The 13,404-nt window shown below is 45.1% G+C and carries 10 protein-coding genes and 2 tRNA genes; 5 read left to right on the top strand and 7 right to left on the bottom strand.

Annotated elements, in window-relative coordinates:
• Positions 1–543 precede the first annotated feature (543 nt).
• The 4 genes from BQ5453_RS12235 (at position 544) to BQ5453_RS12220 (ending at position 2,922) form a co-directional block, all read left to right on the top strand.
• A complete protein-coding gene (locus BQ5453_RS12235) occupies positions 544–750 on the top strand; it encodes a hypothetical protein (RefSeq protein WP_235860092.1) in 207 nt (68 codons plus the stop codon).
• A 134-nt stretch (positions 751–884) separates the two neighbouring features.
• A complete protein-coding gene (locus tag BQ5453_RS12230; protein ID WP_071123402.1) occupies positions 885–1,448 on the top strand; it encodes a hypothetical protein in 564 nt (187 codons plus the stop codon).
• On the top strand, positions 1,426–2,205 hold the full coding sequence (locus BQ5453_RS12225; protein WP_235860091.1) for a hypothetical protein: 780 nt from the start codon (positions 1,426–1,428) through the stop codon (positions 2,203–2,205). Before BQ5453_RS12230 ends, BQ5453_RS12225 begins: the two co-directional genes overlap by 23 nt.
• A gap of 42 nt (positions 2,206–2,247) precedes the next feature.
• Complete coding sequence (locus BQ5453_RS12220; RefSeq protein WP_143033405.1) at positions 2,248–2,922, top strand: hypothetical protein; 675 nt, start codon at positions 2,248–2,250, stop codon at positions 2,920–2,922.
• A gap of 610 nt (positions 2,923–3,532) precedes the next feature.
• Here the strand turns inward: BQ5453_RS12220 and hrpB are convergent.
• From hrpB to nadC, 3 genes are all read right to left on the bottom strand, one after another.
• Entirely contained in the window at positions 3,533–6,055 is a 2,523-nt protein-coding gene (gene hrpB, locus BQ5453_RS12215) for an ATP-dependent helicase HrpB (protein ID WP_071123400.1), read from the bottom strand.
• A 130-nt stretch (positions 6,056–6,185) separates the two neighbouring features.
• Positions 6,186–7,847 (bottom strand): dipeptidase, encoded by a 1,662-nt coding sequence (locus tag BQ5453_RS12210; protein ID WP_083361236.1) that lies wholly within the window; start codon positions 7,845–7,847, stop codon positions 6,186–6,188.
• A 117-nt stretch (positions 7,848–7,964) separates the two neighbouring features.
• Entirely contained in the window at positions 7,965–8,813 is an 849-nt protein-coding gene (gene nadC, locus BQ5453_RS12205; protein WP_071123399.1) for a carboxylating nicotinate-nucleotide diphosphorylase, read from the bottom strand.
• A gap of 206 nt (positions 8,814–9,019) precedes the next feature.
• Here nadC and BQ5453_RS12200 point away from each other — a divergent pair, with 206 nt between their 5' ends.
• Positions 9,020–9,718, top strand: a complete 699-nt coding sequence (locus BQ5453_RS12200) for a DnaJ domain-containing protein (RefSeq protein ID WP_071123398.1) — start codon at positions 9,020–9,022, stop codon at positions 9,716–9,718.
• Between the two features lie 302 nt (positions 9,719–10,020).
• Here BQ5453_RS12200 and BQ5453_RS12195 read toward each other — a convergent pair.
• The 4 genes from BQ5453_RS12195 to fabD form a co-directional block, all read right to left on the bottom strand.
• Positions 10,021–10,093, bottom strand: a tRNA-Met gene (locus BQ5453_RS12195).
• 232 nt (positions 10,094–10,325) lie between these two features.
• Positions 10,326–10,398, bottom strand: a tRNA-Met gene (locus BQ5453_RS12190).
• A 194-nt stretch (positions 10,399–10,592) separates the two neighbouring features.
• Positions 10,593–12,284, bottom strand: a complete 1,692-nt coding sequence (locus BQ5453_RS12185; protein WP_202614969.1) for an alpha-amylase family glycosyl hydrolase — start codon at positions 12,282–12,284, stop codon at positions 10,593–10,595.
• Positions 12,285–12,392: 108 nt separating this feature from the next.
• The gene (gene fabD, locus BQ5453_RS12180) at positions 12,393–13,295 is read right to left on the bottom strand and encodes an ACP S-malonyltransferase (protein ID WP_071123396.1); all 903 of its coding nucleotides are present in this window, start codon (positions 13,293–13,295) and stop codon (positions 12,393–12,395) included.
• Positions 13,296–13,404 lie beyond the last annotated feature (109 nt).

Raw genomic sequence — 13,404 nt, 5'->3', positions numbered from 1 at the left:
GCACACTTCGTATGTTTTTGGTTCCTAATTAGTGTTCGCTGAAAAAAGTTCCAAACGCAATTTGAATAGAATTCGTAGGAGTGGGTAATCCGCCATATTGAACATAAGAACCGCAAACTTTGGCGAATGCAAAGACAAAGTTCCCTAAGGAACTTCATCACGTTTTTGACAAAGTAGCACATACCAGTCCAACATCTCGCAGTTCCTGGCCGTTTTGCTCTTATGTTGTTGGCACGATATTTTCTCTTGCCAGAGTCGAACGAACATTCGACTTCGTTTCTCTCGCTGACGGCCTTTGCCATCTCTACCAAAATCAGGGGGGCTGCTGTTTCGGTGGTCGTCCCAATCGTTTGCTGTAAGTCTTGATTTCCTGTTCCTTGGTGAGCATCCCATAGGCCCTATTGTATAAAACAAATAAGCCAAAGTCCTGATAGATTGACTTTGGCTTATTTGTTTTATACAACACGGCCCGCATGGGATGCTTACAGAACCCCAAGAAACCAAATCGAACAGTACGTTTCCATCTATCTTAAAATCTCTGATATGGCGGTCATTCTTGGCATATCGGCAACCCAGCTTCGCGAGGATATTGCCGACAAAAGCACGGAGGTATCAAGGCGATACCACCGTGGCAAGGCGGCTTCACGTGTGAAACTGCTGCACCAGGAGATGCAGCTGGCTTATGTGGGCAGTTCGCTGGCACTTGAGAATACACGCAACAATTTGTTGGACATGGAGGACGATGAATGATTTGCCATCAACAAAATTTGCTTACTTCGGTCGGTGTAAGCACTTACCTCGACCGAAGTAAACACGTTGAACGAACGAAGTAAGCATGTACATCGTTCGAGGTAAGATAACTTTATCCGCATTATTAAATAAGTTTGCCGAATATTGTAGAGATTGCCAAGGCGGATCTCTACACGAACAAAGAGGAACTTGCTGAAAAATACGCGCAATCGCACGTGGAGCACCTGCTTCGATTGCGCGACATGGTCACTTGGTCTATTGCTAATCCCGATGCCAAAGACCGCCAATTCGTGGACGAGGAGCGAATCCGTTACGGGTTGTCGCTCGTTACTGCGTATGCGGACTTGAAAATCGTGAAAGCCATTCTGCCCAATATGGGCGAGGCTTCACGTGATTTTCATCGATGGCGCTACAACGAGATGATCCTTGAAACGTACCAGATGGCGAAGAAACGCAAGGACACAAAGACGATGGGAAAGGCGGCTACAAGCTATGCTAAATTTAACCGCATTGACATCGAGGACGAGCAGAGTGTGCCGTACCACATGATTGTGGTGCAGCCTTTCTTTCCCACCACCGACCCGCGTGTGGTGGGCATCACTTACGCCAAAAACTTTCCAAACTTCTATTCTCTGCCAGAAGATTGGCATCTCGCACGATGGCTTTTACTCTTCTATGCAGGAGTTGCACAAGTATGATGCTTCGGATTTTTCCTACTTGGATAGTTTGGGCTATGACCGCATTATTGAGGAAGCGCAGCAGGAGCGATATTCCATACGCTCGCTGAGCAACTTTTCTACATTGCACTCCTCCTTGGATTGCCGCACTGATGCGGATCTCGACCCGATGGCTCCGCTTTGTATTGGCATGGACTACAATGCCAATATCAACTGGATTGTGTGCGGTCAGCCTCGCGGCAACCGCCTAAATGTGCTCAAATTTTTCTACGTAAAATTTGAGCGCAAAATTCCTGCGCTCATTGCAGACTTCTGCACATACTATGCGCCCCATGCCAATCACAGTGTCATCTATTACTATGATGCCACCGCTCTTGGCTCAAACTATGCCGTGAACGATCAAGACTTTCACTGGGTAGTGGTGCATGAGTTTGAACGCCACGGTTGGAGTGTGCAAGATGTGTATCTATGCAACCCGATGCGACATGATGAGAAGTACTTGCTCATCAATCAAGGATTTTCAGGCAAGCAACGCTTGATGCCGTACTTCAATCGCCAGAACAATGATGATCTTATTCTTGCCATACAATCGGCAGATGTGGAACGCGGTCGCAATGGCTTCCGCAAAAACAAGTCCACGGAGAAAAATCCAGAATCAGAGGAGGACTTGTTGGAGCATCGCACCGATGGCACAGATGCTTTTGATACGCTGTATATTGGGTGTGAAAAGTTCCCGCAGCATGATTTTTATGGCGGATTTGTGGGAGGTGTGAGATAATATGTCTATTTTTGCGAAATCGAACTAAAACTTTTTATGATTATGAACAAAGTCATTGCTATCTTAGTTGCATTCTTCTCCGTATTCTGTGCGTATGCACAAAAAGCGGATAAGTCTGAAGCTTACCGAGTAAGGATAACCAAAGTGGACGGAACTACTTTGGAAGGCTACTCTATGACAAACTTCTACAACACCATGCTTCCTGAGGTCAAGAAGTTTACCTTTAGTAAAGAATACAAGGGTGAAACGACAACCTACACGAGTGAGGAAGTTAAAAGAGTGGAATTTGTCAACCTTGAAATGGATTCTATGCCTCTCGTGTATGAATCGGTTCAGGCTTTGTCTACTATTCCTGGGCCTTTCCGCAAAAATCCGAAGCCATTCAAGAAGCCTGTATTCTTGCGCCTTTTCTACAATGGAAAGAACGTAAAAGGCTATGCGATGCCTTTTGCTGACAACACTTACACCAAAAGTTCCACCATATCACGCGACACTTGGAAGTACTACTACTTGACCAAGGATGCTACCTATGCAAATGCTTATTGGCTCGATGTCAAAGGAATACGAGTTGCAATAAAGAAGGAACTAAAATGTGCCTTAAAGGATTTTCCCGAAGTCATAAAGAAAATAGAGAATGATGAAATTTCTTTGAAGGAGTTCAAGAAAGACCCGAAGATGATTCTGCCTCTGTTGGATCAGTCGTACAAGAAGCAGTAACTCATTTTCCCAAGCCCCCCATTCGGGCAATTCTTTCTTTCAGCCGCCGTGCGCATTGGCTCTCTTGCTGTGCGCATGGCGGCTTTTTCGTGCGCTTGGGTGTGGAGGAGTGGGAGAGGTGGGCTACATGGTAGCAGTGGCTAGATGTGGGGCGGTGGCAAGCGCCTTGCTTCGGCAATCTCGTGACACGGCAGAAGCATTATCGGAGATGTTCTTGGTCGCCCCGTACGCTTTGTCGGAAGGCAGAGAGCATAGCCTTGGACTTTTGCAGTATTCGCAGCATTGTCACCGCTCATTGATACGAGCCAGATGTGGGTGGCTTTTGCTCAGATTATGGCCACCCTTTGTAGGTTGGATGTTTTTCTGCTCTTTACTTTTTAGAATATTATCTCGAACTCGCGTATATAAGGTGTATACACTTCGTATGTTTCTGGTTATCAATCAATTAAAGTACAAAGTGTAGAGTGTAGACAAAATATGAGAAACAGTATATGTGATGTAATGCTATTTGCAAAAAAAGAATGTTTGGTCGCTCAAACATTCTTTTTCCGTAGATTGCGTAAGTAAAAGGCTGTGCGTTCGAAATGGTGTCGCATTAGCCGTTTTGTTTTTAATGTTTACGCTTGACGCCCTTGGTGGCTTCTGCCACTAAAGGGTTGTCCGGCCAATAGTGTTTTGGGTATCTTCGTCGTAATTCTTTACGGACTTCAAAGTAGGTTGTTTGCCAAAAGTTCTTCAAATCTTGCGTTAATTGCACTGGTTTGTAGCCTGGTGACAGTAGTTCCATCAGTATGGGGCGACGGTTGTCGTCAACGCGAGGTGTATCGTCCATACCAAAGCATTCTTGCAGACGTACGCTCAGTACGGGGTGCTCCGATGCACGTCCGTAGTCAATGCTAATGCAACTGCCTGTTGGGACTTGTATGTGTGATGGAGCCAGGCGGTCAATGATTAGTTGAAGCTCGTAGGGTATGATGTTCCATATGGCTTGTTTGATATCGACTTTCTTCAGCTCATTGATATTTGTTAGTATGTGTCCGTTGTTGTTAAGATAAAACGGCAACCATTCGTGAGCACTGTTGAGCAGATGCTGGGTCGAAATGTCGGGCAGAGATAATTCGGGGTGCCATTCGGCAACTTTGGCTACTCGTTGTTGTAATTGTAGTACAGAACTATCGTTCCAGTTAAACATGCTGAGTCCGTGTTTTGCAGTTGCGTCACAAATGGTGTTGATGAGATCGGTAGCGTCGACATGATTTATAGGTGAGCTCTTCAGCAACAGTTTGCCAATGCGTAATTCGTGTTGTGCGACGATAGTTCCTTGTTTGTTGTCCCATGACAGATTGTCCCGTTCTGTTATTATTGCAGAATCAAAGTCAGATGGGGTGATGGGAGCAGCCAAAAATACACGGCCACATTTACCTGTTTCGGCATAAAGTGATGCTATGGCTATCCATTGGCTGGCAGTGAGCGTATCGCTTTGTTGCAAGCGTATGTTGTTGCCGTTGGCTAAACGGAAGGAACCGATACTGTCGATAGCCTTTGCTATGCGCTCAGGATAGGCAAAGGCAATAAGCTGTCCGACGTCATTGGGCGAAAAATTGTTTGTGTTGTCTTCGACATTCGTTTTAACCATTTTGCGATATTCAGCGGCAATTTGTGCTATCCGTCGCCATTGTGCAAGGCGATTAAGAGCTCGATGTTGGCGCAACGCCGATATGCGTAAGCTAATGTCGCAGTCGGTTGTGTCGGTCAAAGGGTCTTTTTCTTCGATAACAGCAGCGATGTCGCATGCTAACTTTGTAAGATCGTGATTTTTTGCGCTCAGTATCATGCGGGCAATGCGCGGGTGGCATGGCATGGTTGCAACTTTTTGTCCAAGTTCGGTGATGCGTCCTTCTTTGTTGATGCAACCTAATGTTGTCAGCAAATGCTGCGCCTTCAACACATTCGCCTCAGGTGGTGGTGTGAGCCACGGGAGATTATAAATATTGCTTTCGCCGAAGGCTGCGACACTTAATACAACAGACGCCAAGTCTGCTGATATGATTTCGGGAGAGCGTTGTTGTGTCATCAAATGTTCTGAGGCAGATGTCCACATCCGATAGCATGTGCCATTGGCCACGCGTCCAGCACGTCCGGCACGTTGTACAGCCATATCCATGCTGATGCGTGTGGTCTCGAGATGGCTCAGTTCGGTACGTGGGTCAAAAACTTGTGTGCGGTATAAACCGCTGTCAATGACAATGCGTACTCCTTCTATAGTAAGTGATGTTTCGGCTATGGGGGTGGCAAGCACGACCTTGCGCATGCCAGGTGCTGAGGGGGATATGGCAGTTTGTTGTTTTTCGGGAGCCAACTGTCCATATAGCGGACATATGGTGGTAGGCGAAAGGCTGTCAGCTAAGAGTCTCATGCACTTGTCAATGTCGGCATATCCTGGTAGAAAAGCGAGAATGTCGCCGTCGTGTGCAGCGTGTGCATGGCGTATGGTTGTTACAACAGCTTGAGCCATGTCGTTCATGTCGGGGGTTTGTTGGCTGTAAATAGTTTGTACGGGGTAAATGCGGCCCTTGCTTTCTATAAGAGGAGCTTGAAGTGCTTGGCAAATGGCCTGAGCATCTATTGTGGCCGACATGACAACTATTTTGAGATCGGGCCTGATGATTTGCTGTGTCTGACGTACAAGTGCAAGTGCAAGGTCGGAATTTATGTTGCGTTCGTGAAATTCGTCAAATATGACGATGCTTACGCCATCGAGTGTGGCGTCATCAACCAGCATACGTGTGAGAATGCCTTCTGTGAGGACTTCAATACGAGTTTGAGATGATATTTTGCTTTCAAATCTGACGCGATAACCAATAGTTTTTCCAACAGTCTCGCCAAGCATGTGCGCCATACGTATGGCTACTTGTTTGGCGGCAATACGTCTCGGCTCGAGCATGAGAATTTTGCCTGTTTGTAAGGCTCCATGCAACATGGTGAGCGGTAGCAGTGTCGATTTTCCGGCTCCGGGTGGTGCTGTGATGACTAATGAGTTGTGTGTGCCATTGATGCTCTTGTTGACATTTGAGGCTATGTCGGAAGCTGGCAAGTAATGGTAGCAATGTAGTAGTTCGTTGAGTGAAGTCATGGCGTGGGTGAATACAACGTAGGCATAACGTATAGAAGTTGACCAGTCGTCAGATATGCGTCAAACTATTTATCGTATATCATCAGACTGCTCAACTTCTAATTACAGGTTGATTGCAATGTGGTTGTGTTTATGGCACAAGGTATTTGTCGCCAGTTTCTTTTACAATAGTCTTGCGATAATTCTCGTCAAATCCAGGACGCTCAACGGCCTTTCCGAGTCCGTCAGGAGTGAGTTCGAATTTTCCATCTTTTTCGGGCTTGATTGCTTGGTCGTTATATTTGACAATCAGATATTCACCTAATTTTTTCCAACGTTGCATCATTTGATTGGCGCATTGTATTGAGTAGTCTGTGAGATAAGCTTTGGCTCGAGCAGGATCTTGTGCCAATAGTAATTTTGCTTTGTTCTCGACTTCGGCCTGCTGGTTTGAATAGGCCTGTTCAAGCTCTTGTTGCGCTGCTTTTACGCTCGGATATAATTGCGAATAGCGAGGATATGTCATGTTTGACACCCAATTTTCAACCCAAAAGGCAGAGTTCCACGAGAAGGTTACGTCGTTAGCTTCTTTGGGGTCGTAGCACGCGGGTGCTTGGCTTGCGCTACAGTAAATTGGGGTATAGGCAATCATGTTGGGGTCGTCGTTTCCATACCACACAATGCCTCCTATGGCATTTGGCAGATAGTTGCGCAGTTGAATAACATAGGTTCCAGCCGTTTGCTGTGTGGATATGGGGCGTTCGTTGAAGTATTTTTTACCATTATACTCCCAAGCTAATGGGGTGGGGCGGTAGGGTGCGTTGTATGGTCCAGCACCGACATCTTTTGTTATGTCGAAAGGTGTACCTTCGTAGTGGTCGCGCATGGAGTTCATGACATCGTGCAGCGAAAGTAATTGTTTGGGCTTGAAATAAAGCGGCATGGGGGCAGCCTTGCCGATATGTTTGCCGTCAACGTAGTCAAGGTATTTATCCATGCCCTCTACCCATTTGTTGTAGAAACTCCATACACGTGTTTCGCAGTAGCGTATAGCACTGAAATCGGCAGGAGCATAGGCATCTGCGAAAGAGAATTCAGCGTCCTTTCCACTAAAATATCCGCGTTTTCGGGCAAAGCTGATAACGTCCTTGGAATAGATGACGTTCTTTTTGTCATGCATGTTGAATTGGTGAATGCGGCTTTGATTGGCATGGCAGGCAATGCAGTCGTCTGGGATACGTACTGCTACCCATACGGCACCTTTCTCTTGTGGCCCTTTTCCAATCATTTCCATGATCCAAACTTCGTTGGGATCGGCTATAGAGAAGCTTTCGCCTTCAGAGGCATATCCATATTTTTGCACGAGTGAAGTCATTACTTCAATGGCCTCTCTTGCTGTTCGTGAACGCTGTAGTGCAATGGTCATCAGGCTGACATAGTCAATGATGCCGTTGGTGTCGGCTAATTCGGAACGGCCGCCGAATGTAGTTTCGGTGATGCCGACTTGGTGCTCATTGATGTAGCCCATCACCGCGTAGGTGTAGGGGGCTTCGGGTATTTCGCCGTGGTAATGATTGGTGTCACCGTCAATAATTTTACGCATGGTTCCTGCAGCGTGTTTGCCTGCTGGCAGGTAGTTGAGGCGGCCAAACATGCCGTAGTCATCTTGGTTGTAAGTAATGAAGGCAGAGCCATCGGCTGATGCTTTTTTACCGATTAAGAAACTTGTGCATGCGTCGGCATTAGAAATTGTAGTGCTCCAAAGCAATAAGGAGGCAAATACTTTTGCTATGCTTTTGATGAAGTGTTTCATTATGGATTGTTCCGTTTTATCTGTAAATGATGTATGCAGGACTTGAGTTAACGGGGTAACAAGTCCAGCTGTTTATATGTTGACTTGTTACCCCGTTGAAAGACTTTCGGTAATGTGTTAACAGGCTTTGAATGACATGTCAAGGCCCTTGACAGAGTGGGTGAGTGCGCCAACAGATATGAAGTCAACGCCACATTCGGCATATTGACGCAGTGTGTCGTAAGTGATACCACCGCTTGATTCTGTCTCGAACTTGTGATTGATAAGTTCTACAGCTTTTTTGGTATCTTCAATGGAGAAATTGTCAAGCATGATGCGATCTGCACCGCCATGTGCCATGACTTGTTTGATTTCGTCGAAGGTACGGCACTCAATCTCTACCTTCAGATTGAGTCCTTTTTCTTTTTGGTATGCAGCGCAACGATCAAGCGCATTGGCAATACCACCTGCAAAATCGATGTGGTTGTCTTTGAGCAATATCATGTCAAAAAGTCCGATACGGTGGTTGCAGCCGCCGCCAATTTTGACAGCCTCCTTCTCAAGCATACGCATGCCTGGGGTTGTTTTGCGAGTGTCGAGCACACGGGTGTTTGTACCTTCAAGGCGTTGTACATACTTGTTAGTCATTGTGGCAATACCGCTCATACGCTGCATGACGTTGAGCATCAAACGCTCAGTTTGCAGCAAGGAACGCACTTTGCCTGTGACAATCATTGGCACATCACCAGGTTTGACATGCGTGCCGTCCTCCATGAATTGCTCAACTTGCATGGTAGGGTCGAAACGGTGGAATATTTCCTTTGCTATACGCATGCCTGCCAAGATGCCTTCTTCTTTAATAAGCAGGCGTGATTTGCCCATGGCATTCTCGGGAATGCAACAAAGAGTGGTGTGGTCGCCGTCGCCAATATCTTCAGAGAATGCGAGGTCGATCAGCTTGTCGTTTAATTGGTCAACTGTATACATAGTGTTTGAAAATCTTTTATTTAATAGCCGGCATGTGGGTGTGTCGGCTTTTTATTTTGTGCAAAAGTACTCAAAAAAGCTGCAAGTGCGTGATTTGTGTAAGAAAAATCACGTGTTATTTGCGGTTGTTAGGTATTTTTTACTGACAATTATGTCATGTGGCACTCCATTTGTTATACGAAAGGTATAATTAAAAATCAGACATTATGGCATTCATAGATTATTACAAAATTATGGGTGTGCCTAAGGATATTCCTCAGGCCGATATACAAGCAGCTTATCGAAAGCGTGTTAAACAGTTTCACCCCGACTTGCACCCTGACGACCCTAAGGCTAAGGCTAAATTCCAGGCATTGAATGAGGCTAATGCTGTGCTGTCAGACCCTGAAAAACGTCGTAAGTATGATAAGTATGGCGAACAATGGCAGCAAGCTGATGCTTTTGAGCATACAGGGTCTGCAGGAGGTAATGGCGGACAGTATTATTACAGTTCTGGTGATGGTGCTGACGGATTTGACTTTAGTCAGTTTGCAGGTGGTTCTGGTGCTTTCTCATCATTCTTTGAGGATTTGTTCGGACGGGCGGCAGGTGGTCGTAGCGGGCGTCGGGCTTCGGAGCATACGTATGTAAATCCGGATGACTATGATGCACATGCAACTGTCAGTATAGATATGTATACGGCTTTGCTTGGTGGTGATATATTGCTGCAAACGCAAAATGGTAAGCTCAAATTGAAGGTTAAACCTGAAACTCAGAATGGAGCGAAGATACGTTTGCGTGGCAAGGGGTATCAGAAGCCCGATGGCACTTATGGAAACTTGATTATAACATACAAGGTGAATTTGCCTACGGGGTTGACGGAGCATCAACGTGATTTGCTTAGACAGATGCGTGATTGTGTTTGATTATGCAAACAAGACTTGCCAAAATGGTTTCTATGCAATAAAATATCATTAAATAAATGGCAGAAGTTTGCATAATGCTTGCATGATGGGAATAAATGCTATACATTTGCAATGTTTTTCATGGTATTAGATTTAAGGTTAGTAAAGATTGGTTGTCGTGAGACAATCAATTTTTTTTGTATATATGTATCATAAGCTCGTTTTTAATCGTGTTTTATATAGGTGGTCATGTTTCTGTGTGTCCTTGTTGTTATAGACAAAAAAAAGAGTTGAAGTCTTATTTTGAACTTCAACTCTTGTAGTTGCGGAGGCTCGACTCGAACGAACGACCTCCAGGTTATGAGCCTGGCGAGCTACCAACTGCTCCACTCCGCGATGTCAAGTTTTATAAGTGCTTGTTGCTCTTATTTCTTGTTTGCGAGTGCAAAGTTAGCATGTTTTGTGATAACTGCCAAATTATTCTGCAAATATATTTTCTTTGTTGGAGCGGGCAGGGGCAAATATCAGGTGTAAATTTGCGGGATAAGTCGAAAAACGCGTTTTTGTTGAGGTTGGGTATGTTGTACAAAAAAAGAGTTGAAGTCCTTTTGAACTTCAACTCTTGTTGTTGCGGAGGCTCGACTCGAACGAACGACCTCCAGGTTATGAGCCTGGCGAGCTACCAACTGCTCCACTCCGCGATGTCAGGTTTTATAAGTGCTTGTTGCTCTTATTTCTTGTTTGCGAGTGCAAAGTTAGCATGTTTTGTGATAACTGCCAAGTGATACTGTGGATATTTTTAGAAAAATATCTTCTTAGACTTGATTATATATGTATTTGCGATATTTATATAGCAAAATCGTGTATTGTTTTTTGATTGAAACTGCCACTGCTCTTATTTCGCCTTACCTGCTATTTGTAGAACAACGGCTCCATTTCCTGGAACTTGTATGTATGCTGGTGAGTCTTCTTTGACTTCGATTGTTTGTAAATTGCCAGTAATTAGGTCGGTGGCAGAGGTAAGTCCACATCTGAGGTGCAAGAAAGAAATGGCATGTGATGGAATGCACACTCCAACGTGTACGGTGTTAGGGTCAAAGTTTGCAACGATAAGCAATGTTTGCCCATCGTCAGATTTGCGGATAAAAGCGTATTGCCTGTCGCAATTGTACCCATATTTATTGCTATAGTTGGCGTATTGCAAATCGTAAAAAGCGCCATTGGTGATGGCAGGTTGTTTTTTGCAAAGGTTGAGTACTTTATAATAATAGTTGTAGAGGGTAGCCTCGTCAGTTGTAAGTTCGTTAGCGGGGTTGGATGATGTAAGCTTGCGTAGTGAGGGTACGGACCAGTAGTCGAATATGGAGGTCCGTCCGTCGCTTCCGCTGAAGCCTTCGGCATCCATGCCTGTTTCACCAATTTCTTGGCCGGCATAAACCATGAAGGGATTTGTACCCATCATGCTGCTAACTACTAATGCGGGGAGGGCTTTATGTGCGTTTCCCGCAAAATAAGCTGAGGCGATACGTTGCTCATCATGATTTTCGAGGAAATTAAGCATGTGATCACGTATGTCGTCGATACTTTGCCAGCAACCTGTTATAGATGAGGCCGATCTTCCATCACATATAATAGCGCGCAAAGTGTCATATAAGCCTACTTTGTCGTACAGATAATTGAATCCGCTGGCAATATAATGTCGGTATTCGCCAGGATTGTATACTTCGGCAATAAACAATACATGCGGGTATTTGTCATGTACCTTTTGTATGGCAAAACGCCAAAATTCGGCTGGCACCATCTCAGCCATGTCGCATCGGAAAGCGTCAACTCCTTTTGAAGCCCAAAATAATAATATATCTTTCATCTTGAGCCAAGTAGATGGGGTGGGGTTGAAATGATTTTGGCGACCGTTCATGTAGTCAATGCCATAATTTAGTTTGATAGTTTCATACCAATCGTTACGGCTCGGCCATGCATTGAAACAGTCGTTTCCTGTAGCTTTGGCGGGGTATTCCCTGTATGGGTGAAGTGCCCGGCGTTCTGTGTCGAAGTCAGTGTGTAATGTTTGTCCCTCGATGTAGTAGAAGTTATTCTGTGGTGAGAAACTTTGAGAGGTGTCATCGTCCTGACCAAGATCGTGTACCCCCTTGGGGCTTGCATCGCTGTGATATTGGCGGGCTACATGGTTAGGAACAAAGTCAATAACCATTTTAAGTCCTGCCAAATGAGTGCGTTTAAGTAACGATTCGAATTCACTCATTCGATTAGGCACATCAGTGGCTAAATCGGGGTCGATGTCGTAGTAGTCTTTTATTGCGTATGGGGAGCCGGCACGCCCTTTGACAACAGCAGGGTGATCTGTTGCTATTCCGTATTGAGAATAGTCGGTCTGCGTAGCATGTTCGATAAGTCCCGTAAACCAAACGTGTGTGAAACCGTATGATGCAATGCGTTTGAGTTGTGCAGAAGTTATGTCGTTAATTTTTGCGCAGCCGTTTTGTTCAATGCTACCATTGGGGAGGTTGGTTGTATGCTTGTTGTTGCCGTATAGGCGTGTAAAAATTTGATATATTATAGGTTTCATGATATTATAAATATAGAAAGGTTAAAGTATAAGGTGCCTTTGCGTAAATAAAGGTGTGGCATCTTGTACTTTAACCTTTGGTTGTGATGTTGATTTACATTGTAATCTTTAGTCGTTTACGCCATGTGCCTTAACATCGGCATTGCCTTTGCAGATCTTTGCAATCATGCCTTGCAGTGTTTTTCCAGGGCCACATTCGGTAAAATCTGTAGCGCCATCGGCTACCATGTTATTCACCTCCTTTGTCCACAACACAGAGGCTGTGAGTTGGGCGATGAGGTTTGCTTTAATTTCCTCAGGGTCGGTGTGGGGCTTCCCATCAACATTTTGGTAGACAGGACAAATTGGCTTGTGAAATTCTGTTGTAGCAATAGCTGCTTCAAGTTCGTCTTTGGCAGGCTGCATGAGAGGTGAATGGAAGGCGCCACCAACAGGCAGCACTAATGCGCGCTTGGCACCAGCTTCTTTCAATTTTTGACAAGCTACTTCAATAGCCTCAACCTCGCCAGAGATTACAAGTTGTCCGGGGCAGTTGTAATTAGCGGGAACAACAACTTTGCCTGTTTCTTTACGTACTTCGGCACAAACTTCTTCAACCTTTTCATCGGCAAGGGCAATGATGGCAGCCATGGTTCCAGGTTGTGCTTCACATGCTTTTTGCATGGCTTTGGCACGTGCTGCAACTAATTTCAGACCATCTTCAAAACTGAGGCAACGAGCTGCAGTCAGTGCAGACAATTCGCCTAATGAATGACCAGCGACCATGGCAGGTTGGAAGTCACTACCTAAGCAAAGTGCACTAACGACACTGTGCAAGAACATTGCGGGCTGTGTTACTTTTGTTTGCTTGAGCTCCTCGTCAGTTCCATTGAACATGATGTCAGTGATGCGAAATCCGAGAATGTCGTTTGCTTTCTCAAAGAATTGTTTGGCGATGGGGTGCTTTTCATAAAGGTCTTTGCCCATACCTACGAATTGTGCTCCTTGGCCAGGAAATACGAATGCGTTCATTATAAAGTCTGTTGTTAATGAGTTATCAAAATTAAATAGTCTGATTAGACCATGCAAATGTACAAAAAAAAGTGTATACTGAGTGGTTAGTGTGCACTCAAAATGCGTT

This window comes from Prevotellamassilia timonensis, from assembly GCF_900106785.1.
Taxonomy (GTDB): Bacteria; Bacteroidota; Bacteroidia; order Bacteroidales; family Bacteroidaceae; genus Alloprevotella; species Alloprevotella timonensis.
Note: the sequence above shows the minus strand (reverse complement) of the source record. Positions and strands in the feature narration are given on the sequence as shown.